Annotated in this window: 27 protein-coding genes; 16 read left to right on the forward strand and 11 right to left on the reverse strand. The window is 70.1% G+C overall.

The window, feature by feature from the left end:
* Nucleotides 1-178 precede the first annotated feature (178 nt).
* The 3 genes from KV396_RS03935 to KV396_RS03945 are packed head-to-tail and all read left to right on the forward strand — an operon-like array spanning nt 179 to nt 1,688.
* Nucleotides 179-817 (forward strand): hypothetical protein, encoded by a 639-nt coding sequence (locus tag KV396_RS03935; protein ID WP_247956895.1) that lies wholly within the window; start codon nt 179-181, stop codon nt 815-817.
* The gene (locus KV396_RS03940; protein WP_247956896.1) at nt 817-1,452 is read left to right on the forward strand and encodes a DUF2975 domain-containing protein; all 636 of its coding nucleotides are present in this window, start codon (nt 817-819) and stop codon (nt 1,450-1,452) included. The genes KV396_RS03935 and KV396_RS03940 overlap by 1 nt, the downstream gene beginning before the upstream one ends.
* Nucleotides 1,449-1,688 carry a helix-turn-helix domain-containing protein gene (locus KV396_RS03945; RefSeq protein ID WP_247956897.1) on the forward strand — a complete coding sequence of 80 codons (240 nt, stop codon included), beginning with the start codon at nt 1,449-1,451 and terminating at the stop codon, nt 1,686-1,688. The genes KV396_RS03940 and KV396_RS03945 overlap by 4 nt, the downstream gene beginning before the upstream one ends.
* On the opposite strand, the gene KV396_RS03950 is transcribed toward KV396_RS03945, so the two are convergent.
* Nucleotides 1,685-2,053, reverse strand: coding sequence for a YbjQ family protein (locus tag KV396_RS03950; RefSeq protein ID WP_247956898.1), 369 nt, complete (start codon nt 2,051-2,053; stop codon nt 1,685-1,687). The two genes, KV396_RS03945 and KV396_RS03950, sit on opposite strands and share 4 nt — an antisense overlap.
* 95 nt (nt 2,054-2,148) lie before the next feature.
* Here KV396_RS03950 and KV396_RS03955 point away from each other — a divergent pair, with 95 nt between their 5' ends.
* A complete protein-coding gene (locus KV396_RS03955; protein ID WP_247633851.1) occupies nt 2,149-2,499 on the forward strand; it encodes a hypothetical protein in 351 nt (116 codons plus the stop codon).
* A gap of 165 nt (nt 2,500-2,664) precedes the next feature.
* A complete protein-coding gene (locus tag KV396_RS03960; protein WP_247624541.1) occupies nt 2,665-4,092 on the forward strand; it encodes a dicarboxylate/amino acid:cation symporter in 1,428 nt (475 codons plus the stop codon).
* An 81-nt stretch (nt 4,093-4,173) separates the two neighbouring features.
* On the opposite strand, the gene KV396_RS03965 is transcribed toward KV396_RS03960, so the two are convergent.
* Both KV396_RS03965 and KV396_RS03970 read right to left on the reverse strand, forming a co-directional pair.
* Nucleotides 4,174-5,904, reverse strand: a complete 1,731-nt coding sequence (locus KV396_RS03965) for a cation:proton antiporter (protein WP_247956899.1) — start codon at nt 5,902-5,904, stop codon at nt 4,174-4,176.
* 28 nt (nt 5,905-5,932) lie between these two features.
* A complete protein-coding gene (locus KV396_RS03970; protein ID WP_247956900.1) occupies nt 5,933-6,232 on the reverse strand; it encodes a MerR family transcriptional regulator in 300 nt (99 codons plus the stop codon).
* Between the two features lie 129 nt (nt 6,233-6,361).
* Here KV396_RS03970 and KV396_RS03975 point away from each other — a divergent pair, with 129 nt between their 5' ends.
* From KV396_RS03975 to KV396_RS03990, 4 genes are all read left to right on the forward strand, one after another.
* Entirely contained in the window at nt 6,362-6,784 is a 423-nt protein-coding gene (locus KV396_RS03975) for an Hsp20/alpha crystallin family protein (protein ID WP_247956901.1), read from the forward strand.
* 172 nt (nt 6,785-6,956) lie between these two features.
* On the forward strand, nt 6,957-7,187 hold the full coding sequence (locus KV396_RS03980) for a DUF2795 domain-containing protein (protein WP_247956902.1): 231 nt from the start codon (nt 6,957-6,959) through the stop codon (nt 7,185-7,187).
* A 65-nt stretch (nt 7,188-7,252) separates the two neighbouring features.
* A complete protein-coding gene (locus KV396_RS03985) occupies nt 7,253-8,293 on the forward strand; it encodes an LLM class flavin-dependent oxidoreductase (RefSeq protein ID WP_247956903.1) in 1,041 nt (346 codons plus the stop codon).
* A 70-nt stretch (nt 8,294-8,363) separates the two neighbouring features.
* Complete coding sequence (locus KV396_RS03990) at nt 8,364-8,573, forward strand: methyltransferase (RefSeq protein ID WP_247624535.1); 210 nt, start codon at nt 8,364-8,366, stop codon at nt 8,571-8,573.
* A gap of 64 nt (nt 8,574-8,637) precedes the next feature.
* Here the strand turns inward: KV396_RS03990 and pheA are convergent, their stop codons facing one another.
* The gene (gene pheA / locus KV396_RS03995) at nt 8,638-9,588 is read right to left on the reverse strand and encodes a prephenate dehydratase (RefSeq protein ID WP_247633843.1); all 951 of its coding nucleotides are present in this window, start codon (nt 9,586-9,588) and stop codon (nt 8,638-8,640) included.
* 68 nt (nt 9,589-9,656) lie between these two features.
* On the opposite strand from pheA, the gene pgm reads away from it, so the two are divergent.
* Nucleotides 9,657-11,324 (forward strand): phosphoglucomutase (alpha-D-glucose-1,6-bisphosphate-dependent), encoded by a 1,668-nt coding sequence (gene pgm, locus KV396_RS04000; protein ID WP_247956904.1) that lies wholly within the window; start codon nt 9,657-9,659, stop codon nt 11,322-11,324.
* Between the two features lie 3 nt (nt 11,325-11,327).
* Here the strand turns inward: pgm and KV396_RS04005 are convergent, their stop codons facing one another.
* On the reverse strand, nt 11,328-12,305 hold the full coding sequence (locus tag KV396_RS04005; protein WP_247957557.1) for a LacI family DNA-binding transcriptional regulator: 978 nt from the start codon (nt 12,303-12,305) through the stop codon (nt 11,328-11,330).
* 117 nt (nt 12,306-12,422) lie between these two features.
* Between KV396_RS04005 and galT the strand changes: the two genes are divergently transcribed.
* The 3 genes from galT (at nt 12,423) to galE (ending at nt 15,917) form a co-directional block, all read left to right on the forward strand.
* Nucleotides 12,423-13,616, forward strand: coding sequence for a galactose-1-phosphate uridylyltransferase (gene galT / locus KV396_RS04010; protein WP_247957558.1), 1,194 nt, complete (start codon nt 12,423-12,425; stop codon nt 13,614-13,616).
* Nucleotides 13,613-14,839: a galactokinase gene (gene galK, locus KV396_RS04015; protein ID WP_247956905.1), complete on the forward strand. Its 1,227-nt coding sequence runs from the start codon at nt 13,613-13,615 to the stop codon at nt 14,837-14,839. The genes galT and galK overlap by 4 nt, the downstream gene beginning before the upstream one ends.
* A 100-nt stretch (nt 14,840-14,939) precedes the next feature.
* Nucleotides 14,940-15,917 (forward strand): UDP-glucose 4-epimerase GalE, encoded by a 978-nt coding sequence (gene galE / locus KV396_RS04020; protein WP_247956906.1) that lies wholly within the window; start codon nt 14,940-14,942, stop codon nt 15,915-15,917.
* 293 nt (nt 15,918-16,210) lie between these two features.
* Here galE and KV396_RS04025 read toward each other — a convergent pair whose 3' ends face one another.
* The 5 genes from KV396_RS04025 to KV396_RS04045 form a co-directional block, all read right to left on the reverse strand.
* The gene (locus KV396_RS04025; RefSeq protein WP_247956907.1) at nt 16,211-17,563 is read right to left on the reverse strand and encodes an MFS transporter; all 1,353 of its coding nucleotides are present in this window, start codon (nt 17,561-17,563) and stop codon (nt 16,211-16,213) included.
* Nucleotides 17,560-18,486: a polysaccharide deacetylase family protein gene (locus tag KV396_RS04030; protein ID WP_247956908.1), complete on the reverse strand. Its 927-nt coding sequence runs from the start codon at nt 18,484-18,486 to the stop codon at nt 17,560-17,562. The genes KV396_RS04025 and KV396_RS04030 overlap by 4 nt, the downstream gene beginning before the upstream one ends.
* A 25-nt stretch (nt 18,487-18,511) precedes the next feature.
* Nucleotides 18,512-19,660 carry an ROK family transcriptional regulator gene (locus tag KV396_RS04035; RefSeq protein ID WP_247956909.1) on the reverse strand — a complete coding sequence of 383 codons (1,149 nt, stop codon included), beginning with the start codon at nt 19,658-19,660 and terminating at the stop codon, nt 18,512-18,514.
* Nucleotides 19,661-19,983: 323 nt separating this feature from the next.
* Nucleotides 19,984-21,570 (reverse strand): HNH endonuclease signature motif containing protein, encoded by a 1,587-nt coding sequence (locus KV396_RS04040; RefSeq protein WP_247956910.1) that lies wholly within the window; start codon nt 21,568-21,570, stop codon nt 19,984-19,986.
* A 294-nt stretch (nt 21,571-21,864) separates the two neighbouring features.
* Nucleotides 21,865-23,298: a gamma-aminobutyraldehyde dehydrogenase gene (locus KV396_RS04045; RefSeq protein WP_247956911.1), complete on the reverse strand. Its 1,434-nt coding sequence runs from the start codon at nt 23,296-23,298 to the stop codon at nt 21,865-21,867.
* 99 nt (nt 23,299-23,397) lie between these two features.
* On the opposite strand from KV396_RS04045, the gene KV396_RS04050 reads away from it, so the two are divergent.
* The 3 genes from KV396_RS04050 to KV396_RS04060 are packed head-to-tail and all read left to right on the forward strand — an operon-like array spanning nt 23,398 to nt 25,701.
* A complete protein-coding gene (locus tag KV396_RS04050; protein WP_247624519.1) occupies nt 23,398-23,862 on the forward strand; it encodes an Lrp/AsnC family transcriptional regulator in 465 nt (154 codons plus the stop codon).
* Nucleotides 23,863-23,911: 49 nt separating this feature from the next.
* Entirely contained in the window at nt 23,912-25,315 is a 1,404-nt protein-coding gene (locus KV396_RS04055) for an NAD(P)/FAD-dependent oxidoreductase (RefSeq protein ID WP_247956912.1), read from the forward strand.
* On the forward strand, nt 25,312-25,701 hold the full coding sequence (locus KV396_RS04060; RefSeq protein ID WP_247956913.1) for a cupin domain-containing protein: 390 nt from the start codon (nt 25,312-25,314) through the stop codon (nt 25,699-25,701). Before KV396_RS04055 ends, KV396_RS04060 begins: the two co-directional genes overlap by 4 nt.
* Before the next feature lie 17 nt (nt 25,702-25,718).
* Here KV396_RS04060 and KV396_RS04065 read toward each other — a convergent pair whose 3' ends face one another.
* A complete protein-coding gene (locus KV396_RS04065; protein WP_407665593.1) occupies nt 25,719-26,648 on the reverse strand; it encodes a DNA-methyltransferase in 930 nt (309 codons plus the stop codon).
* Nucleotides 26,649-26,693 lie beyond the last annotated feature (45 nt).

Consider the following 26,693-nt stretch of genomic DNA (forward strand, 5'->3'; position numbering starts at 1 on the left):
TGCGAGCGCTTGTATACCGAGAGTAACGACCGCGGATGCCGTGTATGCCCGTGTTCGCCGTCGGCATAGTGCGGTGACGCCCCGCTACGGCGCCCATGGGACGGAAGGGTTGACGCCTTTATCGAGAGTCGATATGTTAACGGGAATCGATAACAACGATCATCGATAAGGAGTGGACATGAGCACCTCGCATCAGAACCGACCGTCGCGCGGCGACCGCTGGTCGATCGCCGCCTTCTCGCTCGCCGGCGGCGCGATCGCCGCGTGGATCGGCGTCAGCGCCGTGATGCGGATCATCGTGCTGGCGGGCGGCACGAACGTGCCGGTGACGCTCGAGTTCGTCGACGGGGTCGCCGATGTCGCTCTCACCGACGGCTCGGCGACGATGCCGATGGAGCTCAACCGCGGCATCATCGTCGCCCCGCAGCTCACGCCGATCGCGATCGTTCCCGGCATCCTGGGCCAGCTCGTGCTGATCCTCACGGTCGTGACGGTGGTCGGATGCCTGCTGCCGCTCTCGCGCAGCATCATCGGCGGCCGCGTATTCAGCCGCCGAAACACCGCTCTCGTCGCGACCGCCGGTCTCACCGGGCTGATCGGTGCCGCGGCCGCGAGGTTCTTCGACAACATGCTCGCGAACGCCACGGTCTCGCTCATGACCGAGAATCGTCTCGACACTGCGGTGCTCACGGTCGAGCCGTTCACGTGGATCTTGGCCGCGTTCATCGTCGCCGTGATCATGACCGCCTTCACCGTGGGCGATCGCCTGCAGCGCGACAAGGCGACGCTCGAGAAGGAGACGGAGGGACTCATCTGATGGCCACCCGTATCTCGCCCCGTTCCGAGATCGCCGACGCGGTCACCGTCATCTTCTACGCGGTCGCCTCGGTCGTGATCATCGGCATCGCCACCTGGCTGCGCGTGCTCACCACCTTCCGGGAGGACGGCATCGCGTGGACCATCCCCATCGACGCGATGCCCGTCGACGCCACGGGCGACTCCGGAGCGATCTCGATCTCGGGCATCGCCGAAGAGGTCGTGGTCTTCGCCCCAAACGTCAACGCCGTCTCGATCGCCGCGATCATCGCCTCGATCGCGCTGTGGGCGGCCGCCGCACTGCTGATCATCGGCTCGGTGATCCTGCTGGCCGGGAACTTCCTACGCGGGCGCTTCTTCGTCGACGCGAACGTGCGGGCGCTCGTGGCGACCGGGTGGACCCTCGTGATCGCCCCGATCGCGATCGTGCTCTTCGACACGATGGGCCGCAACGGAGTGCTCAGCGCCATCGGCACGGGCCCCGGCGAGCCCGCGCATCCGCTCGAGTTCTGGTCGATCCTCCCGATCTTCGCGATCGGAATGGCCGTCGGACTCATCGCTGTGGCCTTCCGTCGCGGGATCCGAACCCAGCGAGAGAACGAGTCTCTGCAGAAGGAAACCGAGGGTCTCGTATGAGCCCCTCGGAGAACGACGACGAGCTCACCGGCATCCACTGCCGCCTCGACGAGCTGCTCGCCGACCGCGGCATGACGCTCACCGAACTCAGCGCGCGCGTGGGGGTGAGCATCGTGAACCTGTCGGTGCTCAAGAACGACCGCGCCCGCGCCATCCGTTATTCGACACTGCGGGCGATCTGCGACGCGCTCGACTGCGAGGTCGGCGAGCTGCTGGTGCTGGCCGAGCGCCCCTAGAACCGGGGCGGCTGCGGCTGCGGCGGCGCGGGCTGCGGCGCCTGCGGGGCGAGGGGTTCGACGACGACCGCGGTGCCGTAGGCGCAGATCTCGGTGAAGTTCTGGATCGATCCGGCGTCGAAGCGCATCGCGACGATCGCGTTGCCGCCGCGCTGCTGGGCCTCGGCCCACATGCGCCCCATGACGACCTGCCGCGCCTCGTACATGACCTGCGTGTACTCGGGGATCTCCCCGCCGCCGAGCGAACGGAAGCCCGCGGCGAACCCCTGACCGAAGTCGGTCGAGCGCACCGTGAGGCCCATGACCTCGCCGAGCACCTGGGTGATGCGGTAACCCGGAATATCGTTCGTCGTCACCATGAACATGAGGCCATCGTCGCACTCTTAGCAGAAATCATGATGGGTAAATATCCCCATGCCGATATTCCTATCAATGGGCTGAGAGCCGATAACCTGGCGGCATGATGAACTTCGACCGGAAACTGCGCACCCGCTCCCGCCTGCTGCTGGCTCTGCCCGCCGCAGCCCTCGCCCTCTCGCTCGCCGCCTGTGGTGGCGCGAGCCGTCCGTCTCAGGCCGACGTGGCTTCGGGCCTCACCCAGTACTTCGAGTCGGCCGGACAGGGCGACATCTTCGATGAGAAGGCCGCCGACTGCTTCGCCGGCTACCTCGTCGACTCGGAGCTCAGCAACGAGACCCTCAACTACCTCGCCAACGGTGAGGACAAGCAGGCCAACCAGTCCGACAAGGATCTGACGACCAAAATCCTCCAGGACAACATGAGCGAATGCATGGGCATGGAAGAGGAGTGATCCTCCCCGTCTGACCTCCGGTCGGATCGACATCGAAGGATGACGGATGCTGCGGCATCCGTCATCCTTCGTCATTTCCGCCCAGGGAATTCTCAGACAGACCTAGCGTTGAACGTTCTGGCGTGTATATCGGCATGCCGCAATCTGTTCTGGAGTTCCCCCGCAATGAGTACCACCGCTCGCGCGCAGAAGGCGCCTGATACCCGCGGACCGATCCGGAAGCTGCTGACGTCGTTCGGCTTCCAGATCCTCGCCGCCCTCGTCCTCGGCATCGCCGCCGGCCTCATCGGCCGCCAGCTCGGCGCCACCGCCGAGAACCCGAACGGCCTCTCGGCCACCCTCGACACCATCGGCAGCTCGTACGTGACGCTGCTGCGCGCCGCCGTCGTGCCCCTCATCTTCACCGCCATCGTGGCGAGCATCTCGAACCTGCGCCGCGTGCAGAACGCCGCCCGCCTCGCCGGCCAGACGCTGCTGTGGTTCGCGATCACCGCGTTCATCGCCGTCGTCATCGGCATCGTGCTCGGCCTCGTCATCCAGCCCGGCGCCCGCGCGGGCGAGGGTCTCGAGCCCGGCGAGCCCTACACCGTCGGCACGTGGTGGAACTTCCTGCTCGGCCTCATCCCGCAGAACTTCCTCGGCATCGGCGTGAGCAGCTCGTTCGACGCCGAAGCCGGCGCCGTCTCGTCGAGCGTCAGCTTCAACATCCTGCAGGTCATCGTCGTCGCGGCCGTCGTCGGCATCGCCGCGCTCAAGGCGGGCAAGAAGGCCGAGCCGTTCCTCGTCTTCACCGAGTCGCTGCTCAAGGTCATCCAGCGCGTGCTGTGGTGGATCATCCGCATCGCCCCGCTCGGCACCTTCGGCCTCATCGGCGCCGCCGTCATCAAGTACGGCTGGGAGAAACTCGCCTCGCTCGGTTGGTTCGCGATCGCGATCTACATCGGCCTCGCGCTCGTGCTCTTCGTCGTCTACCCCGTGCTGGTGAAGACCCACGGCCTGTCGATCAAGCAGTACTTCTCGGGCGTCTGGCCCGCCGTGCAGCTCGCCTTCGTCAGCCGCTCGTCGATCGGCACGCTGCCGCTCACCGAGCGCGTCACCGAGCGCAACCTCGGCGTGCCCCGCTCGTACGCCTCGTTCGCCGTGCCGTTCGGCGCCACCACCAAGATGGACGGCTGCGCCGCGATCTACCCCGCGATCGCCGCGATCTTCGTCGCGCAGTTCTTCGGCATCGAGCTCAACTTCGTGCAGTACCTGCTCATCGTGATCGTCTCGGTCGTCGGTTCCGCCGCCACCGCCGGCACCACGGGCGCGGTCGTCATGCTCACGCTCACGCTGTCGACGCTCGGCCTGCCGCTCGAGGGCGTGGGACTGCTGCTCGCGATCGACCCGATCCTCGACATGGGCCGCACCGCGGTCAACGTCGCGGGCCAGGCGCTCATCCCGACGATCGTCGCCAAGCGCGAAGGCATCCTCGACGAGCGCCTCTACAACGCGCCGCGCGAGGGCCTCCCCTTCGCCGAGGACGATGACGACGACGCCCCCGAGGCGGATGCCGGCACCACCGCCGCACCGGAGCCCGCCGCCACGCGCTGAGCGCCACCCGCCGCATCACCGAACGAGCGCCCCGTCCTCTTCCCGGACGGGGCGCTCTCGTTCGTCAGTGGGATGCCGCGGCTACGCGCGCTCGCCCGGACGGGTCGCCCCGCGGGTGTCCATGGCGAGCTCCTCGGCATCCATCGCCGCGATCAGCTCGCGCATGACCTCCTCGTCGAGGTTGCCCTTGTCGCGTTCCTCGAGGAGGATCTCGCGGCGCACCTGCAACCAGCCCTTCGAGAGGGCGACGAGGTCGTCGTACGAGGGCTTGGCGACCGAGTCCTCGACCTCCTGCGCCTCGTCGGTGTCCTTCTCGACGCGGGTCATGCGCTTGGCGAAAGCGTCGAAGATCGAGAGGTCGACCTCGCCGTACTTCCTCTCCCACTCCACGCGCTTCTCGGCGAGGAACGCCTTGCCGGCCGTGCGGCTTCTCTCCTTCACCGCGGCGAGGGCCTTCTCATCCTCGGCGTGATCGACATCGCTGGCGATGCCGAGGCGGCGGATCAGCATCGGCAGCGTGAGCCCCTGCAGCAGCAGCGTGCCGACGGTCACGATGAACGCGACCACGACGATCGCGTGCGAGGCCCGCTCGTCGAGGGTGGCGAGGTCGGCTGCGGCGAGCGCCGTCGCGAGCGTGACCACGCCGCGCATGCCCGCCCAGGAGATGACCGCGTTGTCCTTCCAGGTGAGCTGGAGGCCCGCCATCCGCTCGCGCACGATCTGTGTGCGCAGTTCGTCGGGGGTGTATTGGCCCCAGCGCCGCGACTGCTTCTGCCGCTTCTGGAACTCTCCCGATTCGACCCCGCGATCCCAGCGGGCGAGGCGCCGGCGGTCCTGGAAGTTCGCCCAGGCGTTGGCCGGGAAGATGAACAGCGGGCGCACGATCAGCACGACCACGAGCACGGCGCCGGAGAGCAGCAGGATCTCGCCGATCGATTCGGCGCCGAGGTCGCTGACCACGCGCGGCAGCTGCAGACCGATGTACGCGAACACGAAGCTCTCGAGCAGGAAGTCGGCCGAGAGCCAGATCGGCTTCTCCTGCTGACGGGTCGTGTAATCGGTGCGCGGAGCGTTGAAGCCGACGTACAGGCCCATCGCGACGACCGCCAGCACGCCCGAGCCGTTGAGGTGCTCGGCGATCGCGTAGGCGCCGAAGGGCGCGAGCAGGCCGAACGTACCGATCACGACGGGGTCGGAGATGCGCATGCGCAGTTGGTGCAGCGCGACTCCGAACACCAGGCCGATGCCGACACCCACCGCCACCGCGACGACGAACTGCCAGATGCCGCCCCAGACGCTCACGGTCGCGCCCGCGAGGATCGCCGCGAACACCCGATACAGCGTCAGCGAGGTCGCATCGTTGATGAGGCTCTCGCCCGACAGCACCGTCATGATGCGGCGCGGCAGGCCGAGCTTGCGGCCGATCGCGGCGGCCGAGACCGCATCGGGCGGAGAGACGATCGCGCCGAGCAGCAGCGCCCCGGGAAGGCCCAGATCGGGGAAGATCCACCACGCGATCAGACCGACGGCGATCGCCGTGATCAGCACCAGCCAGATCCCCAAACGGCGGATCTGCGGCAGGCTGCGCCGGAACCCGACGAACGAGACGTCGAGGGCCGCCGAGTACAGCAGCGGCGGCAGCACGAGGTTCAGCAGCAGGTGCCCGTCGGCACGCAGCTCCGGCACGAACGGAAGGAACGACACCGCGAGCGCGACGACCGTGACGAGCAGCGGGGCGGGCCACCCGCGCCAGCGCGCGATGGCCGCCACGACCACGGCGCCGACGAGGACGTAGAAGATCTCGGCATCCATCCGGCCAGATTAGCGCCCGCGCCGGGCGTCACCCCTCGTCGAGAGCGTCGCGCAGGTCGGCGTTCCGGTCCTGCAGATCGGCGTTCTCGTCCTGGAGGTCGAGCACCCGGGCGATGCCCGCGATGTTGATGCCGTCGTCACGCAACTGCGCCGCCCTCCGCAGGCGATCGATGTCGTCGTCGCTGTAGCGCCGGGTGCCGCCGTCACTCCGCGCGGGCGTCAGCAGCCCTTTGCTCTCGAACAGGCGGAGGGTCGCCTCGGGCAGGTCGACGAGCTGCGCGGCGACGGCGATGCCGTAGAGCGGGGTGCTCGAATCGCGATGCGGCATCCGGTTCTCCTTCGAGACGTCGGGACTTGCGGAAGTGGCTGGATCTGTTCTATAAAAAATCTACAGCAAATGATGCAGATCTTCTGCATCGGTCATCGAGCCCGAGAGGGCCGCACGAAAGGAGACACCATGGCACTCACCTTCGATCCGTTCAGTCAGCTCGACCGCTTCGCCGCGAGCGTGCTCGACTCCGTTCGCGCCCCCCGGTCCATGCCGGTGGACCTCTATCGCGACGGCGACCGCTACATCCTGCACGCCGATCTGCCGGGCGCCGATCCCGGCTCGATCGACGTCGATCTCGACGGCGCGCAGCTGACCATCCGCGCCCAGCGCACCGCCGACAGCCAGGAGGGCGTGCGCTGGCTCGCTCGCGAGCGCGGCGCCGGCACGTTCCTGCGCCAGTTCACGCTCGGCGAGGGTGTCGACCTCGACAGCATCAGCGCCTCCTACGAGAGCGGCGTGCTGTCGGTCATCATCCCCGTCAGCGAGCGTGCGAAGCCGCGCAAGATCACCGTCGAATCGGCCGACCAGCGGCGGGCGATCGACGCCTGATCCTCTCGGGGGCGCGCGATCGCGCCTCGCACGGTCGCGCCTCCCCGCGGTCGCGCCGTGCGCGGTCGCGCCTCCCCATGCACGGATCGGTGCGAACCGTCGGTTCTGAGAGACCATGAGCGACATTTCGCACCGATCCGTGTAGCCCCGCACCCCTCGTGAAAGGAACGTCATGACCACCTCCCCCGACCTCGACCGCTTCCTCGCGTCGATGGAGTACCCCGCCACGCGCGACGACCTGCTGCGCGAATCCGCGCGCGACGGGCTTCCCGCCGAGGACCGCCGGCTGCTCGCCGAACTGCCCGAGCAGAGCTACAGCGCCGGCTGGAGCATCCGCTATCGCCTGGCGCGCCGCTCACTGGCGGATGCCTTCACCTCGGCGCGCACGCCGGTGGCCGCCTGACCACTCTCTGCACGATCGGGGGAGCGGCGGGAATGCCCCGCCGCTCCCCCCGGTTGCAGCAGGGGATGAATGACGTCGCACTCTCCGTCCTCGACCTCGTGCCCGTGCGCACCGGTCAGACCAGCGCCGAGGCCATCCGCGCCTCCCTCTCGCTCGCCGAGATCGCCGACCGGCTCGGCTATCGCCGTTACTGGTTCGCCGAGCACCACAACATGCCGGCCGTGGCATCCACCACTCCCCCGGTGCTGATCGCCGCCGCCGCGACCCGCACCTCGAGCATCCGCCTCGGATCCGGCGGCGTCATGCTGCCGAACCACGCGCCGCTCATCGTCGCGGAGCAGTTCGCGGCCCTGGCCGCGATCGCCCCCGGCCGCATCGACCTCGGCCTCGGGCGCGCACCCGGCAGCGACCCCGTGATCACCCAGCTGCTGCGCGGCTCGGGCGTCACCAGCGACGTCGAGCAGTTCCCCCGTCACGTACAGGACATCGCCGCGCTCGTCTCGAACGAGGGGGCGACCGTGCGCTTCACCTCCGGCGGGGAGTACACGGTGCGTGCGACGCCCGCAGCGACCGACGCCCCCGAGGTGTGGCTGCTCGGCTCGAGCGACTACTCGGCTCAGCTCGCGGCATCCCACGGCCTGCCGTACGTGTTCGCCAACCACTTCTCGGGCGAGGGCCTGGAGCGCGCGCTCGATCTCTATCGCACGAACTACCAGCCGAGCGAGGAGCACCCGACGCCGCGCACCTTCCTGACGGTCAACGCCGTCGCGTCGCCCTCCGTCGAGGAGGCCGAGGCGCGCGCCCTGCCGCAGCTGCGCATGATGTCGCGGCTGCGTCTCAACAAGCCGCTCATCGCTCTCGAGACGGTGGAGGAGGCCCTGGCGGCCGAATCGGATGCCGCGACCGATCAGGTCGTGCAGGCCGCCCGCTCGCGCTGGTTCGTCGGAACGGGCGAGTCCGTCGCCGCCGAGGTGCGCGAGTTCGCGAGCCGCTGGGGCGTCGACGAGGTCATGCTCTCCCCCGTCGCCGGCGCCCACGAGTCCGACCCCGCCGACTCGGCCACGGGCCGCGCCCAGACCCTGGAGCTGGTCGCCGCAGCGCTGTAGACACGCGCGACGGAGGTCTGGCGCACCGGGCCCGGCGGGCGTAGCCTCAGCCCTGGAGAGGAGTTCGATGATGAGCACCAGCACCACACTCGGCCTCTGGGTGGCCTACGGCCCGAACGGCGTCGTCGGCAGCATCCGTCATGACGACGAGGGCTATCGGGTGACGATGGCGGGGGCGGATGCCTCGGCCGGAACCTACCCGTCGCTCGCCGTCGCCAAGAGTGCGCTCCACGCGCGCATGCGGCCGGGCAGCGACTGGCCGAACTTCCGGGAGCACTGACCCGCGCCGGACGGAGCCGGAGGGCCGAGGGGGCTGAGTGGGCGCGATCCGCGCCGGAGGGGGCTCAGGCCTCGGGCTCACCCGAGACGATGCCGCGCAGCCAGTCGCGCGCCTCGACGAACACGTCGTCGGCGTAGCGATCCGGGTAGTGAACGATCTGACGGTCGGCCCGCGGGTACGACCCGAGGAACACCACGCGCGGGCTGAACCGACGGATGCCGAGCAGCGCATCCGCCATGCGTTCGTGCTCGATGTGGCCGTCGGCATCGATGACGAAACGATAGCGGCCGAGTTCGTCACCGATCGGGCGCGACTCGATGAGCGACAGGTTGATGCCGCGGGTCGAGAACTGCTCGAGCATCTCGAGGAGCGATCCCGGGTGGTCGTGGGGCAGCTCGACGATGAGCGAGGTCTTGTCGGCACCGGTCGGCGCGGGCGGCGCGGTCGTGCGCGAGACGAGCACGAAGCGGGTGACGGCGTTGGCGTTGTCGCCGATGCCGGAGGCGAGCACGTCGACGTCGTAGTGATTGACGATGCCGGGGGCGGCGATCGCGGCCTGGGCGGGCAGGCTGCCGTCGAGCACGCCGATCGCCGAGGCGACGTTGCTGGATGCCGGAACGTGCGAGTGCGCGGGGATGTTCGCGCCGAGCCATCCGTGGCACTGGGCGTAGGCGACGGGGTGCGCGGCGATGACCGACACCTCGTCGAGCGTGGTGCCGCGCGGGGCGACGAGCACGAAGTTCACCTTCACGAGGTACTCGCCGATGATGCGCAGACCCGGGAGGGTCGCGAGGGCGTCCTGCGTGGTGGAGACGCCGCCCTCGATCGAGTTCTCGATCGCGATCATCGCGGCGTCGCTGCGGCCCTCGAGCACGTCGGCGAGGGCTTCGCCGACGTTGTGCACGGCACGCCACTGCTGGCCTCGGGCTTCGGCGACCTGGTCGAGCGCCGCCTCCGTGAACGTTCCGGCGGGTCCTAGATAGCTGTAGGTACGGCGTTCGGTCACGCGTTTCACCTTAGCCCTCCGCGTCAAGGCTCCGACGCGAAGTTTCCTCTCGGGCCGGATCGGTGCAGACTGAACTCATGACGAGCCGTGCCGGCCTCCCCGCGGAGGAAAGTGACCTCATCGATGTCGACGAGTTGATCGCCGCCTACTACGACCGCATCCCGCGCCCGGATGTCGCCGCCGAGCGCGTCGCGTTCGGCACCAGCGGCCATCGCGGGTCGTCGCTCAGCGGCAGCTTCAACGAGGTGCACATCCTCGCCACCACGCAGGCGATCGTCGACTACCGCGCGGGCCAGGGCATCACCGGCCCGCTCTTCCTCGGTCGCGACACGCACGCGCTGTCGCTGCCGGCCGAGCGCAGCGCGATCGAGGTGCTCGTCGCGAACGGCGTCGACGTGCGCGTCGACTCCCGCGACTCGTGGGTGCCGACCCCGGCGCTCAGCCACGCGATCCTCACGTACAACCGGGCCCTTCGACAGGCTCAGGGACCGGCGGAGGCGGAGGGGAACGCGGGCCGCGCCGACGGCATCGTCGTCACCCCCTCGCACAACCCGCCCCGCGACGGCGGCTTCAAGTACAACCCGCCGCACGGCGGCCCCGCCGACACCGACGCCACGGGCTGGATCGCCGACCGCGCGAACCAGCTCATCGAGGCGAACCTCGAGGGCGTGAAGCGCGTGCGCTTCGCCGACCTCGACGCCGACACGATCGGCAGCTACGACTTCCGCGACGCCTACGTGCGCGACCTCGCGTCGATCATCGACGTCGAGGCGATCCGCCGCGCGGGTGTGCGCATCGGGGCCGACCCGCTGGGCGGAGCATCCGTGGAGTACTGGGCGCTCATCAAGGAGGTCTTCGACCTCGACCTCACCGTCGTGAACCCCGAGGTCGACCCGACCTGGCGCTTCATGACGCTCGACTGGGACGAGAAGATCCGCATGGATCCGTCGTCGCCGTCGGCCATGGCCTCGCTCGTCGCCAAGAAGGGCGACTTCGACGTGCTCACCGGCAACGACGCGGATGCCGACCGCCACGGCATCGTCACCCCGGATGCCGGTCTCATGAACCCGAACCACTACCTCGCCGTCGCGATCGACTACCTGTTCTCGCACCGCACGGAGTGGCCGCGGGATGCCGCGATCGGCAAGACGCTCGTGTCGTCGATGATCATCGACCGCGTCGCGGAGTCGCTCGGCCGTCGCCTGCTCGAGGTCCCGGTCGGGTTCAAGTGGTTCGTTCCCGGTCTGCTCGACGGCTCGGTCGCGTTCGGCGGCGAGGAGTCGGCCGGTGCGTCGTTCCTGCGCTTCGACGGCTCGGTGTGGTCGACCGATAAGGACGGCATCCTGCTGTGCTTGCTGGCCGCCGAGATCATCGCCGTGACGGGCAAGTCGCCGTCGGAGCGCTATGCCGAGCTCGAGACCGCGTTCGGCTCGTCGGCCTACCAGCGGGTGGATGCTCCGGCGACGCCAGAGCAGAAGGCGACGCTCGCGAAGCTGGCGCCCGAGTCGGTGTCGGCGACCACGCTGGCCGGCGAGGAGATCACCGCCAAGCTCTCGCACGCCCCCGGTAACGGCGCGGCGATCGGCGGCCTCAAGGTGCAGACCGAGCACGCGTGGTTCGCCGCGCGCCCCTCGGGCACCGAAGACGTCTACAAGCTGTACGCCGAGAGCCTGCGCGGCCCCGAGCACCTCGCCGAGGTGCAGGCCGAGGCGCGCGCGGTGGTGTCGGCGGCGCTGGGGGCGTAGCGCTCAGCGGGCCGCGGTGCTCGAACGCACGACCAGCGACGTCGAGACGACCGACGTCGCCGGCGCCTCGCCCGCGGCATCCGTTCCCCCCTCGATCTCGGCGACCAGCGCGGCGACCGCGCGGTCGGCAAGGGCCGGGAAGTCCTGCCGGATCGTGGTGAGCGGCGGGCGGTAGTTCGCGGCATCCGGCACGTCGTCGAAGCCGACCACCCCGACATCGGTCGGCACCCGGCGGCCCGCGTCTTCCAGACCGCGCACGAGTCCGAGCGCCATCTGGTCGTTGGCGCAGAAGACGGCGGATGCCGCGGCCACCGAGCCCGCGGCGGCATGCCCCGAGTCCGACGACCAGTCGCCGCGCACGACGGCGGGCGGGCGGATGCCGTGGGCGACGAGCGTCTCGCGCCAGCCGCGTTCGCGCTCGGCGGCGGCGAAGGAGTCGGCGGGTCCGGCGAGGTGGTGCACCGTCTCGTGGCCGAGGTCGAGCAGGTGCCGGGTGGCCGCGGCGGCTCCGCCGGCGTGATCGCTGTGCACGGCGCGAAGGCCGTGATCGGCGATCGCATCGACCACCACGAGACGCAGCCCCGCGGGGCGCGCGGCGGCGGGGACGAGCGCGGAGGCCTCGTTGAGCACGATCGCGCCGTCGACCTCCTGCTCGGCCAGCCGGTCGAAGGCCGCGTCGACCCCGGCGGATCCCGATGCGGCCGTAACGACCGTGAGGGCGTAGCCGCGTTCGGCGGCGGCTCCGGCGGCGGCCTGCAGCATCCGGGAGTTGCCGACCGTGGCGAGCGTCGTCACGACCAGGCCGATGGTCTGCGAGCGCCCGGTGCGCAGCGCACGGGCGGCGCGGTGCGGGCGGTAGCCGAGGTCGGACATGGCCTGCTCGACCCGAGCGCGGGTGGCGGGGTCGACGCGCGGGCTGTCGTTGACGACGCGCGAGACGGTCTGCCCCGAGACCCCGGCGCGAGCGGCGACCATCGCCATCGAGACGCGGCCCGAGGTTGCACGCGGAGAAGAGGTGGGGTCGTTCACTCCTCCATGTTGACGTAATCACGGCCGCGGATCTACCATGTTTACGTGAACACGCCTGAATCTGCGGAGATGCGCATCGACAACCTGAGCGCCGGCATCGTCAAGCGCGCGACGCTGCTCGCCGACGGCCGCGACATCATCTACTACGACGACCCCGACACGACGCTCGGCGCCGAGCGCGCCGTCGACGCCCGCACGCTCGACCCGCGGCCCGCCACCGCGACCATGCGCCAGGACGTGCTCACCGGCGACTGGATCACCGTGGCCGCCAACCGGCAGAACCGCGTCATGATGCCGAGTGCCGACGCCGACCCGCTCGCCCCGCAGACCCCGACCAATCCGTCGGAGGTGCCCTCGCGCTACGACGTCGCGGTGTTCGAGAACCGCTCCCCCGCGTTCGGCCCTGCCCTCGCCGAGGCGGTCGGCACCGCCCCCGCGGCGAGCGACGCCCCCCGCGGCCTCGATGACCTCGACGCCCTCGGGCTCGGCCGCACCCGCACCTCGGTCGGCCGGTGCGAGGTGGTGTGCTTCAGCCCCGAGCACTCGGGCTCGTTCGGCACCCAGTCGGTCACCCGCGCCCGCACCGTGATCGAGGCCTGGGCCGACCGCACCGCCGCGCTCTCGCAGCTGCCCGGCATCCAGCAGATCTTCCCGTTCGAGAACCGCGGCGAGGCGATCGGCGTCACGCTGCCGCACCCGCACGGGCAGATCTACGCGTACCCGTACGTCACCCCGCGCACGGCCAAACTGCTCGACTCGATCGACCGCACGGCGCCGGACCTGTTCGCCCGCATCCTGGAGTTCGAGCAGGCATCCGAGCGCGTCGTCTTCCGCGGCGAGCACTGGACCGCCTTCGTGCCCTTCGCCGCCCGCTGGCCCCTCGAGGTGCACCTGATGCCGCACCGCCACGTGCCCGACTTCGCCGCCACGACCGAGGCCGAGCGCGACGAACTCGCCCCGCTCTACCTGCGTCTGCTGCGCGGTGTCGACGCGCTCTACGACACCCCCACCCCGTACATCGCCGCCTGGCACCAGGCACCGGTGAACGTCGGCCGCGACACCGTGCGCCTGCACCTGCAGCTCACGAGCCCGCGCCGCGCCGCCGACAAGCTCAAGTTCCTCGCCGGCTCCGAGGCCGCGATGTGGGCCTGGGCCGCCGAGGTCACCCCCGAGCAGGGGGCGGCCCGCATTCGCGACGCGATCGCGTCCGCCGAGGCCGCAGCCGCGGCATCCGCCCCGACCTCCGAGGAGACCCCCGCATGACCGTCACGGAGACCGGCCCGGAGACCACCGCTCAGGATGCCGCGCGCGCACTGTTCGCCGAGCTGACCGACCGCACCCCCGACGGCATCTGGTCGGCACCGGGGCGCGTCAACCTCATCGGCGAGCACACCGACTACAACGAGGGCTTCGTGCTGCCGTTCGCGATCCCGCATCGCACGGTCGCCGCCGTCGGACTGCGCGACGACGCCCGCATCCGCGTCGTCTCGACGTTCTCCGACGAGACGGTCGAGGTCGGGATCGACGAGCTCGACGGGCTGTTCCCGACCCTTCGACAGGCTCAGGGACCCAGTGAGGAGACGCCGGCCGTTCCGGAGTGGGCCGCGTACCCGCTCGGCGTCGCGTGGGCGCTGCGACTCGCGGCTCCGGAAGGCGCGTTCCGCGGGGTCGACATCGCGATCGCCTCCGACGTGCCCGTGGGTGCGGGGCTGTCGTCGTCGGCGGCGATCGAGGGCGCGACCGCGACCGCCCTCAACGACCTCTGGCACACCGGACTCGACCGCACCGCGCTCGCCCGCGTGGGCCGCCGCGCCGAGAACGAGGCGGTCGGCGCTCCCACCGGCATCATGGACCAGATGGCATCGATGCTCGGCGAGACCGATGCCGCGATCTTCCTCGACTGCCGCTCTCTCGAAGCGCAGCTCGTCACGGTCGGCGTCGCCGAGGCCGGTCTCGCGATCCTCGTCATGGACACGCGCGTCAAGCACGCCCACTCCACGGGCGGCTACGGCGAGCGCCGCGCCTCGTGCGAACTCGGCGCCGAGATCATGGGTGTGCCCAGCCTCCGCGACGTGTCGACCTCCGACCTCCCCCGCGCCGAAGAGCTCATGGACGACGTGACCTTCCGCCGTGTGCGGCACATCGTCACCGAGAACCAGCGCGTGCTCGACACGGTGCGGGTGCTGCGCGAGCAGGGCGCCCGCGCGATCGGCGACCTGCTGGTCGCCTCGCACGCCTCGATGCGCGACGACTTCGAGATCTCGGTGGCCGAGCTCGACACGGCCGTCGAGGCCGCGCTGGCCGCCGGCGCGCTCGGCGCGCGCATGACGGGTGGCGGATTCGGCGGCGCGGCGATCGCGCTGATCGAACAGGATGCCGTCGCAACCGTGTCGGATGCCGTGACCGCGGCCTTCACCGACGCGGGCTTCACCGCCCCGCACCTGTTCACGGTCGTGCCGTCGGCGGGCGCGCACCGCGACGCGTGATCGGCGCTGTATCGGTGACGGCGGCGCCGGAGTCCACAGCATCCGCCTGAGAGAATCGAACCCGGAGCCGCGCGGTCGTGCGCGGCCGGAGAGGAACGCAATGTCCTGGATCGTCACCGGCGGCGCCGGCTACATCGGCTCGCACGTCGTCCGCGCCCTCGCGGATGCCGGGCTCACCCCGGTCGTCCTCGACGACCTGTCGAGCGGTGTCGCCTCGTTCGTTCCGGAGGGCGTGCCCTTCGTGCAGGGCAGCATCCTCGACCGCGACCTCGTCGAGAAGGCGCTCCGCGACCACGACGCCCAGGGCGTCATCCACGTCGCCGGCTACAAGTACGCGGGCGTCTCGGTGCAGCGCCCGCTGCACACCTACGCGCAGAACGTCGAGGGCACCCGCGTGATCCTCGAGGCGATGGAGGCCGCGGGCGTCGCGAACATCGTCTTCTCGTCGTCGGCCGCCGTCTACGGCACTCCCGACGTCGCCCTCGTCGTCGAGGACACCGCCAAGAAGCCCGCGAGCCCCTACGGCGAATCGAAGCTCATCGGCGAATGGCTGCTGCGCGACCAGGCGGTCGCCACCGCCGAGTCGGCGACCCCGCTGCGGCACACCTCGCTGCGCTACTTCAACGTCGTCGGATCGGCCGACCCGACGATCTACGACGTCAGCCCGCACAACCTCTTCCCGATCGTGTTCGAGGCGCTGCTCGAGGGGCGCACCCCACGCATCAACGGCGACGACTACGACACCGAAGACGGCACCAACGTGCGCGACTACGTGCACGTGGGCGACATCGCCGCCGCGCACGTCGCCGCCGCGCAGCGTCTCGCCGCCGGTGAGCCGATCGAGCCCGCCTACAACCTCGGCTCGGGCGACGGCCTCAGTGTGAAGCAGATCATGGACGCGATGGTGCGCGTCACCGGCGTCGAGTTCACCCCCGAGATCGGCCCGCGCCGCCCCGGCGACCCCGACCGCATCGTCGCCGACGGCACCCTCGCCGCCCGCGACCTCGACTGGCGGATGCGGTATTCGGTCGACGAGATGGTGCGCACGGGCTGGGAGGCTCGAGTTTCTTCTTCTTAGTTTCTTGTGGGGCGAGCTCCGGGATGCCGTCGTCACTCGCAGAACGGGCGCCCTCCCCGCAAGCGGGTCCCCTCCCGATGCTCGCGCCGGCGGCATCCCTGCGCCCGCCAGTGGCATGCGTGGGCTCGCCCTACCCCTTCTTGGGAGGTAGCTGGCTCGCGCCGGCGGCATCCCTGCGCCCGCCAGTGGCATGCGTCGGCTCGCCCTACCCCGTCTTGGGAGGTAGCTGGCTCGCGCCGGCGGCATCCCTGCGCCCGCCAGTGGCATGGCAGTAGGGGCGGGTACGAGCGCTCTCAGCTTGCTGGGCTGGGGGCGGCCAGGTCGCGGGTGCGGATCGGGTAGAGGAAGAAGCAGATCCAGGCGAGGGCGACGAAGCCGACGGGGATGACGGCGAGCATCAGACGGATGCCGCCGTCCACCGCGTCGGGCTGCGCGTCGCCGAGCGCGGCATCGAACCCGGATGCCGTGAGCACCCACGCCGCGACGATCGCCTGCAGCACGACGGAGCCGCGCACGATGAAACCGTTGACCCCGAAGTAGGCGCCCTCCCGGCGGTGCCCGGTGCGCACGGCATCCTCGTCGATGATCTGCGCCAGCACCACCTCGAGGAGCTGCAGCAGACCGCCGACGCCGATGCCGACCGCCACGCCCACGAGGGCTGCGGCGAGGATGCTCGTCGGGGCGAGGAACCCGAGCACCGAGAGACCGAAGACGGCCACGCTCCACAGCAGTGCGGTGCGCGGACTGGTGCGACGGACGACCGCGCTCCACAGCACGATCGCCGGGATGGCGGTCACGAAGATCGCGCCGAGCAGGATGCTGCCCTCCCCCTCGGGGGCTCCCAGCGAGTAGCGCACGTAGAAGGGGAGTGCGGCGAGGATCACGGCGATCGCCGTCTGGATGAACAGCGAGCCGATCACGTAGGGCACGAAGGCCCGGTTCGCGAACGTGTATCGCATCTGCATGCCGAACGGCAGCGGAGCCGCGACGGATGCCTCGGGCACGCGCCGCTCGACCATCCCGCCCGCGAACGACCAGACGAGGAACGCCAGGCAGACCGTGCCGAGCACGATCGCCATACCGGGCCAGCCGATCGGCGAGGCGTAGAGCAGCGGTGCTCCGGCGGTGCCGAGGATCATGCCGAGGATCGCGAAGATCTGCCGGGGGACGTTGCCCCGCGCACGCTCGTCGGTCGTGCGGAAGATCTCGGGGAACAGGGCCGAGATGTTGAGCACGACCACCACGTAGGCGATGTCGTACACGGCCACGACCACGAGGAACCAGACGATGAGGCCCGCGGTGGGCAGCTCCGGCGGCATCCACACCAGCGCGAACGCCACGACCAGCGGGACGATCCCGAGACCGATCCACGGGATGCGGCGCCCCCACGGGGTGCGCAGGCGGTCGGAGATCGCGCCGACGAACGGGTTGAGCACTGCGTTCAGGATGCCGTGGGCGATCATCGCCGCCGCCACCCACCCCGCCGGCACCGCGAGGTGCGACACGTAGAAGTAGACGATGAACGCCGAGAAGGTCTGCGCCATCAACTGCGTCGGGAACCCGGAGGCCCCGAACGCGATCGACTGCGCCCGGGTGGGGGCGGCGTCGAGCCGTCGGTCGCGCAGACGCTCGGTGAAGGTGGTCATCGTGCGGTGCCCCTCTGCAGATCGCGCAGCGCCCGCCAGCCGATGCGCACGAGACCTTCGTCTTCGATGACCCGGAGCACGACGGGGTCGGCGAGCAGTCTCCGCTCGAACTCCCGCTTCGGTGAGGCGAAGTCCACGGCGGCCCGCAGCTCCTCACCGTCGACCATCGGATGCAGGTAGATCTCGGTGACTCCCGCGGGCACCGCGCGCAGCAGCGTCACGAAGCCGTCGCGCACCTGCTCGTAGGTCTCCTCCGCCGCAGTGCCCTCGCCGACGAGCTCGAAGGGGTGCGACCACAGCCGGTCGATGATCTCCACACCGAGCGAGTCGGCCGCGGCGGCGGCGCGAGCGAGCTTGTCGCGCAGCTCGGCATCCGCTTCTGCGCCGTCCATGCGGCGCGGGAGGCGGAAGGGGAGCCCGTTGGCGGCCGCCAGCGCGAACACCTGCTCGAGGAAGTCGCGGCCGGTGGCGAGGCCGTAGACCGAGCCCATGTGGTTGTCGAGGTGCGTGACGTCGACGCCGGCGTCGAGGGCGGTGCGCAGCTGCGCGGCGATCTCGGCGGCGACCTCGTCGTACGCCGCGCGGGTCTCGACCGCGACGACGTCGACGGGGAAGAATCCGTCGCCGTCGACGAGTGAGGCAGCGGCCGTGAGCGGGCGCCAGCGGTAGCGGGTCCACTCGCTGGTGAGCACCAGATGCACGCCCACGTCGAGGTCGGTGCGGGATGCCGCGAACGCGAAGGCCTCGGGCGACCACGAGCACGGCACCATGATCGTGGCGGAGTCGACGTGGCCGGCATCCAGCAGCTCGGCGATCGCGACGTTGGCCGCATGGCACATGCCGAAGTCATCGGCGTTGAGGATGATGGCGCGGGTTCCGGGGGCGTGCCCCAGGCGTTCGATCAGGTCGGAGGGTGCGGTCATCGTCGGGTCCTGTCGGAAGTGCCGGTCACCGGCCGGGCTTTTCGGGTGTGGTGAGAACGCGGGCGAAGAGCGTGGCACGCAGGGCGGATGCCGCTTCGCCGACCGCGCCGACGAGTGGCGCCTCCGGGCCGAAGGTAGAGACGACGAACCGCAGCGGAAGGCGGGCGGAGTACTCCTCGGCGACCTTGTGAATGACGTCGACGAGCACGGGGTGCGCGGCCTGCCCACTGAGGATGAACGCTTCGGGATCGAGGACGAGACCGATGCTGCCGGCGACGAGCGCGAGGCGTTTGCCGAGCTCGATCGCCATCTGCATCGCCGCCTCGTCACCGGCGGCCGCGGCATCGAGGTGCTCTTCGAGGGGCGCGTTCTGGTCACGGCCGTTGATGAGCGCGAGGTCGGCCACGACCTGGTCGTTCACGACGGGGGCACCGACGGGCAGGGGCGTCTGCGGCAGGTACATCACTTCGCCCGCCACGCCGGAGAACCCGCGGTGCAGGGCGCCGTCGATCACGATTCCGGCGCCGAGACCCTCGTCGAGCAGCAGCAGCGAGAAGCTCGACAGCTCGGCGCCTGCACCGGCGGTGAGTTCGGCGAGGGCGGCGAGGTTCACGTCGTTCTCGATACGCACGGGGCAGCCGAGCCGGTCGGTGAGAGCCGAGCGGAACGCGCCGCCGTCGGGCCCCTGATCGTTGCGGATGCTGCCGTCGGCGGTCACGATGCCGGGCACACCGATCAGCGCGAGGTGCAGGGGGCCGGCGACGGTCGCATTGCAGCGGTCGATGAGCGCGGCGATGTGCGCGACCCGGGTCTCGTTGTCGTCCTTCCGCGGGAAGTCGCCGTGCGCTTCGGCACGGACCGCCCCGGTCGCATCGACGAGCACGACGTGCGCCGCGCGGTGGTCGACGTGCACGGCGGCGGCGAATCCGAGGTGCGGGTGCAGTCCGACCTTGCCGGCGGCCGGTCCGCGCGAGCTGCGGTCGACACCGTCGGGCGCGACGGCGCCGGCGCTCTCGAGCATGCGCAGCACCTGCGTCACGGCGGTGCGCGACAGCCCGGTGGCCTCCATCAGATCGGTGCGCGTCTGCGGACCGTCACTGGCGAGCGTCTCGAGGATTGCGCGCCCGTTGATCGAGCGCAACAGTGTCTGCGGTCCAGCGAGGGGCCTGCTCATCGCGCTCCGGTCGGTCTTTCTGTGAGAGGTTCGATTGGTGAGAGTGGCCGATCCCCCATCGGCTTCATCGAGCATGGCATACCGGAGGCCCACGGGTCGACACTTCGTGTCGCATTCGGGTGTGCGCAGAATTCGTTGACCTGTGGCGACTTCTGGCGTGGGCACCTGCACCTGACGGAGGGTCGGCAGCCCTGGCGTCCGTCGGTGCTCATCGGTGCGGTCACGCGGTTGTCTCGCGTGGTCTCGTGTCGTCACACGGTGGCCATCGAAGAAGACGCGGTGATCGCGCACGATCGCCCGCCGTGCTGCGGTGTCGCGCGAGGTCATGCGTGAATCGGCCGATGTGCGGAAGGCATGCTGGTGCGGGCACGCGTTCGTTGTCTTGCTGGCTTGATATGTCGCGTCGTGGGTCGGGGTGTTCGCCATTTCTGGTGGGGGTCCCACCAGGCGGGTCCGCGGATCTCGGGTGCGCCGTTTCGCATGCGTATCTGCCACCCGGAGGTGTCGAGGGTGCGGTGGTGGTGCCAGCAGAGTGTGACGCCGTTGTCGGTGGTGGTGGGTCCGCCGCGGGCGTGTTCTGTGACGTGGTGGATCTCGCACCAGGCCGCGGGCACGTGGCATCCGGGGATGAGACATTCCTTGTCGCGGAGGGTGATCGCCCGGCGTTGGTGGACAGTGAACACCCGGTCGGTGGAATCGATTCCGATGATGCGCCCGTCGGGGTCGGAGACCACACGTTGAATCGTGCCGCCGCAGGCGGTGTGCCGGGCCGTCGCGAGCGAGACCGGGGCGTCGATCCCATCGACATGCGCCCACCCCCGCCCGGACGCATAGTCCTCCGCGGTCACCGACACGGCCAGCGTCGGGGCTGCACCGCCCAGGGAAGGCATGTCAGCGTGGCGGGCAGCGATGCCGAGGACCGCCGCGAGGGCGTCGTGTTGCTTCTGCGCCCGGGATCGGCCATCGACCATGCCGCCGGGATCACCGGACGGCAGGAGATCATCCGACGGGAGGCCGTCGTCGAGACCGTACGTCTCGCCGATCGATGCGTCGTCAGCGGAGGGGAGGAATCGCACTCCGCCCGCCATCACCTCTTCTGGTCGCGGGGGCGCCGGGAGGGGTGGTCCGTCGACTTTCGGGTTCAGATACGCATCCCAGATCCGCTGCAACTGCCCCGCCGTCTCGGGGAGTAGCAACCCGCGGATCGGGATCACCCCATCCTTCACGCGGCCAAGCACGATACCCCGCGCACGCATCGCCCGCTCCTCCGCGGGTTCCGCGCCGTCCGGGTCGAGGTACGTCACGATCACGCGAGAGAGGAGCTTGAGGCCCTCGGGCGTCGCAGGCGGGCCCGCTTCGAGCCGGCGATCCGAATCCTCCTCGTCGCTGTCCGTGACGGCGACGAGCCCGCGCGCGTACTCGGCCAGTTCGACATCCGCCCGCAACCGGTCGGCCGCACCAATCCGCGGCCCGGCCTGCTCGACGGGTCCGGTCGCGGCGAGCAGTCCCGCGATCCCAACGGCTCCATCCAGTAGTGCTTCACGCAGGGCAGGCCACCGAGCGGGCAACGAAGCACCCGAGGAAAAGTCCAGATCTCGCCGCACGATCTTCCCCGCTTTCACGACCCGTGCCGCCTCGGACACGTCGGTGCGGAGGACCCGTTGGATGAGTTCGTTCATCGTCCGGCATCCGAACCTCCCGCAGAATGCGAGCTCCCCCGACCCGGCGGGACGTTGATCGACCGACCCGACCGTCTCCACGATCACCGCATCCACCCGGCGGGCAACCTCGCCCGCAGCGCGGAGGACCTGCATCTTCTCGGCATCCGACAACCCCGCCACGACATCGGCGCGCAGCACCGCGACCAGGTCGGTGGCGACCCGGTCCAGGAGCTCGGCGGTGCTGTTCATGACATTCAGCCCATCAGGGGCCACCGACATTCGGACGCGAAAAGACCAGGCCAGGGTAGATATCGACGCGATCGGTGGAGAAGTCGGGGCAATGCGGCACCGGTGCAGAACGAGTGCACACGGGTGGGACCCTTCGACAGGCTCAGGGACCCCGTCGCCAGACGCGCGGCCCTTCGTCTCGCCCGCTCACTCAAGAACCGGACGGGAGAGGGGTGGGCCCTTCGACAGGCTCAGGGACCCAGTTGTGAGACGCGCAGCCGTTCGTCTCTCACTGGGCTCGCTCAGAAACTGCCCTCAGTCCAGCGCGCTCATCACGTGCTTGATGCGGGTGTAGTCGTCGAACCCGTACTGCGAGAGGTCCTTGCCGTAGCCGGAGTGCTTGAACCCACCGTGCGGCATATCGGAGACGAAGGGGATGTGCGTGTTGATCCACACGCACCCGAAGTCGAGGTCGCGCGAGAACCGCATCGCCCGGGCGTGATCGGTCGTCCAGACCGACGCGGCGAGCGCGTACGGCACGTCGTTCGCCAGCTCGAGTGCCTCCTCGTCGGTGGAGAACGACTGCACCGTGAGCACCGGCCCGAAGACCTCGCCCTGCACGATCTCGTCGTCCTGCCGCACCCCCGACACGATCGTCGCGGGCCAGAAGTAGCCGCGATCTCCCTGCCGCGCTCCCCCGGTCTCCACCCGGGCATGCGCGGGCAGCCTCGACACGAATCCCGACACCTGCTCCAGCTGTGCGGCACTGTTGAGCGGTCCGTAGAGCACGCCGTCCTCGCGCGGTCCGCCGGTGCGGGCATCCGACTCCGCCCGCGCGACCAGCGCCGCCACGAGCTCGTCGTGCAGGGACTCGTGCACGAGCACGCGCGTCGCTGCGGTGCAGTCCTGCCCGGCGTTGAAGAACGCACCGGTCACGATCCCCTCGACCGCCTTCGACACCGAGGCATCCGCGAAGACGATCGCCGGGGCCTTGCCGCCGAGCTCGAGGTGCACGCGCTTGACGTCGTTCGCCGCGGACCGCGCCACCGCCATGCCCGCCCGCACCGATCCGGTGATCGCGACCATCTGCGGTGTCGGATGCTCCACCAGCGCGACGCCGGTCTCGCGGTCGCCCAGCACCACGTTCAACGTTCCGGCCGGGGTGTGCAGCGCCACGATCTGGGCGAGCAGCAGCGTCGACAGCGGGGTCGTCTCGGCGGGCTTGAGCACGACGGTGTTGCCCGCCGCGAGCGCCGGCGCGATCTTCCACACGGCCATGTTCAGCGGGTAGTTCCAGGGCGTGACCTGCCCGATCACGCCGATCGGCTCGCGGCGCACGAACGACGTGTGCCCGGCGAGGTACTCCCCCGCCGCGCGCCCCTCGAGCGACCGCGCGGCACCGGCGAAGAACCGCAGCTGATCGACCGACTGCATGATCTCGTCCTCGACGAGGCTCGCGCGCGGCTTGCCGGTGTCGCGCGACTCGAGATCGGCGAACTCCTCGGCCCGCGCGGCCATGTCGTCGGCGATGCGGAAGAGGGCGAGCTGCCGGTCGGCGGGCGTCGTGTCGCGCCACAGCGGGAAGGCAGCGGATGCCGCGGCGTAGGCGGCATCGACGTCACCGGCATCCGACACCGGGAGCCGGCCGTACTCCTCCTCGGTGGCGGGGTCGATGAGCGGAAGGTCGCCTGCGCCGGACACGGGGACGAACCGACCGCCGATGAAGTTCTGCAAGCTCTCAGTGCGCATGCGGCCACAGTAGCGCGGCACTTTCGGAATCGGAAGGCCCGGAAGCCACCGACGACTGAATCGGTTGCACCACCGGCATCCGCCTGTCAATATCGACGCATGGGCACGAAGACACAGCCGGTGCTGGACGACATCTCGAAGCGGATCATCGAGCTGCTCCAGGAGGATGGCCGGCGCCCCTACGCCGAGATCGGGCGGGAGGTGGGTCTCAGCGAGGCCGCCACCCGCCAGCGCGTGCAGCGCATGACCGATGCCGGAACGATCCAGATCGTCGCGGTCACCGACCCCCTGCAGCTCGGATTCCACCGGATGTCGATGATCGGCATCCGCGTCACCGGCGACCCGCGTGCGGTCGCCGAGCAGCTCACCGAGATCACCGAACTCGCCTACGTCGTCGTCACCCTCGGCAGCTTCGACATCCTCGTCGAGGCCGTGTGCGAGAGCGACGCCGACCTGCTCGAACTGATCGCGACGCGCATCCGCACCATCCCCGGCATCGTGCACACCGAGAGCCTGCTCTACGCCGGGCTCTACAAGGACCTCTACAACTGGGGAACGCGCTGACCGCGCACCTCATCCACTGAGAGAACCAACTGAGAACAAGGGAGCGCGCATGGGAACCACCGTCTTCGAACGCCGCCGCCCGCAGGATTCCGTCATCGACGAGTCCCTGCGCGACACCTCGTTCGCCGTGTTCTGGCTCGACGACGTGCAGCGCACCGAGTACCCGACACTGACCGGTGCGATCGAGGCCGACCTCGCGATCGTCGGCGGCGGGTACGCGGGGCTGTGGACCGCGATCCGCGCCAAGGAGCGCGACCCCGACCGCCGGGTCGTGCTCGTCGAGGCGTCGCGCGTCGCGTGGGCGGCCTCCGGCCGCAACGGCGGGTTCTGCGAGGCGAGCATCACCCACGGCCACGAGAACGGCGTGAACCGCTGGCCCGACGAGATCGCGCAGCTCGAACGGCTCGGGCTCGAGAACCTCGACGGCATCGCCGACACCGTCGCGCGCTACGGGATGGATGCCGAGTTCGAACGCACCGGGCAGCTCGCGGTCGCGGTCGAACCGCACCAGGTCGAGTGGCTGCGCGAGGAGGAGGGATTCCTCGATCAGGATGCCGTGCAGGCCGAGGTGCACTCCCCCACGTTCCTCGCGGGTGCGTGGGAGCGCGACACCACCGCCCTCGTTCACCCCGCCAAGCTCGGGCTCGAGCTCGCCCGCGTCGCGACCGACCTCGGCGTGGAGATCTACGAGCACACCCTCGTGCAGGACATCCTCGGCGACGGATCGGGCCCGATCACGGTCGAGGCCCGCGACGGCCGGGTCGTGGCGGATGCCGTCGCGCTGGCCACGAATGTCTTCCCCTCGCTGCTCAAGCGCAACCGCCTGATGACGGTGCCCGTGTACGACTACGTGCTGATGACCGAGCCGCTGAGCGCCGAGCAGCTCTCCTCGATCGGGTGGCGGAACCGGCAGGGCCTCGCCGACAGCGCCAACCAGTTCCACTACTACCGGCTCACCGCCGACGACCGCATCCTGTTCGGCGGCTACGACGCGGTCTACCACTACGGCGGCAAGGTGCGCCCCGAGTACGAGGACCGGATGGAGAGCCACCGGCGGCTCGCCTCGCACTTCTTCACCACGTTCCCCCAGCTCGAGGGGCTGCGCTTCACGCACCGCTGGGCCGGGGCGATCGACTCGTCGAGCCGCTTCTGCGCGTTCTTCGGCACCGCACGCAAGGGCCGGGTGACCTACGCCACCGGGTTCACCGGACTCGGCGTGGGCGCGGCGCGGTTCGCCGCCGACGTCATGCTCGACAAGCTCGCGGGCGAGGAGACCGAACGCACCGCGCTGCAGATGGTGCGGCAGCGTCCGGTGCCCTTCCCGCCCGAACCCGCCGCCGCGGTGGGCATCAACCTCGTGCGTGCCGCGATGGATCGCGCCGATCACAACGGGGGCAAGCGCAACCTCTTCCTCAAGACGCTCGACGCGCTCGGCATGGGATTCGACTCGTGAGCGACACGATCCCCGACGAGGGGCTCACCCCCGAACCGGCCGAGGGGCTCACCCCCGGCACGGGAGCGGATGCCGCGACCCTCGCGCTCGTGCACGTGCCGCTGCCGGCATCCGACGTCGTCTCGGGCGACCCGACCACCGCCGTGCACCCGCTCGCCCTGCTCGGGGGCACCGAGGTCGGCATCTGGGAGATGACGCCGGGAACGGCATCCGACACCGAGACCGACGAGGTCTTCGTCGTGCTCTCGGGCCGGGCGCGCATCGCGTTCGACGACCCCGACCTGCCCGATCTCGATGTCTCCCCCGGCTCCGTCGTGCGCCTGGCCGAGGGCCAGCGCACGGTCTGGACCGTCACCGAGACCCTGCGCAAGATCTACATCGCCTGAGCACCAGGCGCGCGGGCTCAGCCGACGCGGGTGACCTCGGCGTGCGGCATCCGCTCGCGCATCACCCGGATCGCCTCGGGGTTGTCGTCGACCAGCACGCTGTCGCGTCCCAGCGCCGATGCGACCGCGCCGGTCGTGCCGCTGCCGGCGAAGAGGTCGAGCACCCGGTCGCCGGGGCGGCTCGACGCCCGGATGATGCGGCGCAGGATGCCCTCGGGCTTCTGCGTCGGATACCCCGTCTTCTCGCGCCCGGTCGTCGGCACGATCGTGTGCCACCACACATCGGTCGGCAGCTTTCCGCGCGCCGCCTTCTCGGGCGTGACGAGGCCGGGGGCCATGTAGGGCTCGCGGTCGACCTCGTCGGAGTCGAAGAAGTACGCGCGCGGATTCTTCACGTACACGAGGATCGTGTCGTGCTTGGTGGGCCAGCGGCTGCGCGACTTCGCGCCGTAGTCGTAGGCCCAGATCAGCTCGTTGAGGAACGAGTCGCGTCCGAACACCGCGTCGAGCATCACCTTCGCGTAGTGCGCCTCGCGGTAGTCGAGGTGCAGGTAGAGCGTGCCGTCGTCGGCGAGCAGTCGCCACGCCTCCTCGAGACGCGGCATGAGGAACTCGCCGTAGTCGTCGAAGCGGTCGTCGTAGGTGCGCAGCATCCCGCGCACCCGCTCGTAGCGATGGCCGTGGAAGCCATGGCGGATCTCGGCGGGCGCGGTCTCGGGGACCGGCTGCTCATAACTCCGGACGGATGCTTCGGACTCAGCCGATTCCGGGTCGATGTGCCCCTCGGCATTCGATTCTTCCGGAATTGTGCGCGTCCGCGTCGCGGTGACGATCTGCCGTTCGCGCGCGCGGCCCGTGTTGAAGGGGGGATCGAGGTACACCAGCGTGAACGAGGCATCGGGCAGCGCGCGCACGGCGGCGAGGTTGTCGCCCTCGAGGATCGACACCGACCCGACCCGCACCGGTGCGATGGAGACGTCCTGTTCGATCGG

Origin of the sequence: Microbacterium galbinum (assembly GCF_023101185.1) — a bacterium.
Classification (GTDB): domain Bacteria; phylum Actinomycetota; class Actinomycetes; order Actinomycetales; family Microbacteriaceae; genus Microbacterium; species Microbacterium galbinum.

Excerpts from the sequence above, each read along its gene's own strand:
- galK (WP_247956905.1), top strand. The coding sequence starts at position 13,613 with ATGACCGTCACGGAGACCGGCCCGGAGACCACCGCTCAGGATGCCGCG.
- galT (WP_247957558.1), top strand. The coding sequence starts at position 12,423 with ATGCGCATCGACAACCTGAGCGCCGGCATCGTCAAGCGCGCGACGCTG.
- galE (WP_247956906.1), top strand. The coding sequence starts at position 14,940 with ATGTCCTGGATCGTCACCGGCGGCGCCGGCTACATCGGCTCGCACGTC.
- KV396_RS03970 (WP_247956900.1), bottom strand. The coding sequence starts at position 6,232 with ATGCCGCATCGCGATTCGAGCACCCCGCTCTACGGCATCGCCGTCGCC.
- KV396_RS04055 (WP_247956912.1), top strand. The coding sequence starts at position 23,912 with ATGGGAACCACCGTCTTCGAACGCCGCCGCCCGCAGGATTCCGTCATC.
- KV396_RS04045 (WP_247956911.1), bottom strand. The coding sequence starts at position 23,298 with ATGCGCACTGAGAGCTTGCAGAACTTCATCGGCGGTCGGTTCGTCCCC.
- KV396_RS04035 (WP_247956909.1), bottom strand. The coding sequence starts at position 19,660 with ATGAGCAGGCCCCTCGCTGGACCGCAGACACTGTTGCGCTCGATCAAC.
- KV396_RS03985 (WP_247956903.1), top strand. The coding sequence starts at position 7,253 with ATGAATGACGTCGCACTCTCCGTCCTCGACCTCGTGCCCGTGCGCACC.
- KV396_RS03960 (WP_247624541.1), top strand. The coding sequence starts at position 2,665 with ATGAGTACCACCGCTCGCGCGCAGAAGGCGCCTGATACCCGCGGACCG.
- KV396_RS04030 (WP_247956908.1), bottom strand. The coding sequence starts at position 18,486 with ATGACCGCACCCTCCGACCTGATCGAACGCCTGGGGCACGCCCCCGGA.
- KV396_RS04040 (WP_247956910.1), bottom strand. The coding sequence starts at position 21,570 with ATGAACAGCACCGCCGAGCTCCTGGACCGGGTCGCCACCGACCTGGTC.
- KV396_RS03950 (WP_247956898.1), bottom strand. The coding sequence starts at position 2,053 with ATGTTCATGGTGACGACGAACGATATTCCGGGTTACCGCATCACCCAG.
- KV396_RS03945 (WP_247956897.1), top strand. The coding sequence starts at position 1,449 with ATGAGCCCCTCGGAGAACGACGACGAGCTCACCGGCATCCACTGCCGC.
- KV396_RS03965 (WP_247956899.1), bottom strand. The coding sequence starts at position 5,904 with ATGGATGCCGAGATCTTCTACGTCCTCGTCGGCGCCGTGGTCGTGGCG.
- KV396_RS04050 (WP_247624519.1), top strand. The coding sequence starts at position 23,398 with ATGGGCACGAAGACACAGCCGGTGCTGGACGACATCTCGAAGCGGATC.
- KV396_RS03990 (WP_247624535.1), top strand. The coding sequence starts at position 8,364 with ATGAGCACCAGCACCACACTCGGCCTCTGGGTGGCCTACGGCCCGAAC.
- KV396_RS03935 (WP_247956895.1), top strand. The coding sequence starts at position 179 with ATGAGCACCTCGCATCAGAACCGACCGTCGCGCGGCGACCGCTGGTCG.
- KV396_RS04025 (WP_247956907.1), bottom strand. The coding sequence starts at position 17,563 with ATGACCACCTTCACCGAGCGTCTGCGCGACCGACGGCTCGACGCCGCC.
- pgm (WP_247956904.1), top strand. The coding sequence starts at position 9,657 with ATGACGAGCCGTGCCGGCCTCCCCGCGGAGGAAAGTGACCTCATCGAT.
- KV396_RS04005 (WP_247957557.1), bottom strand. The coding sequence starts at position 12,305 with ATGGCGATGGTCGCCGCTCGCGCCGGGGTCTCGGGGCAGACCGTCTCG.
- KV396_RS03955 (WP_247633851.1), top strand. The coding sequence starts at position 2,149 with ATGATGAACTTCGACCGGAAACTGCGCACCCGCTCCCGCCTGCTGCTG.
- KV396_RS03940 (WP_247956896.1), top strand. The coding sequence starts at position 817 with ATGGCCACCCGTATCTCGCCCCGTTCCGAGATCGCCGACGCGGTCACC.
- KV396_RS03980 (WP_247956902.1), top strand. The coding sequence starts at position 6,957 with ATGACCACCTCCCCCGACCTCGACCGCTTCCTCGCGTCGATGGAGTAC.
- KV396_RS03975 (WP_247956901.1), top strand. The coding sequence starts at position 6,362 with ATGGCACTCACCTTCGATCCGTTCAGTCAGCTCGACCGCTTCGCCGCG.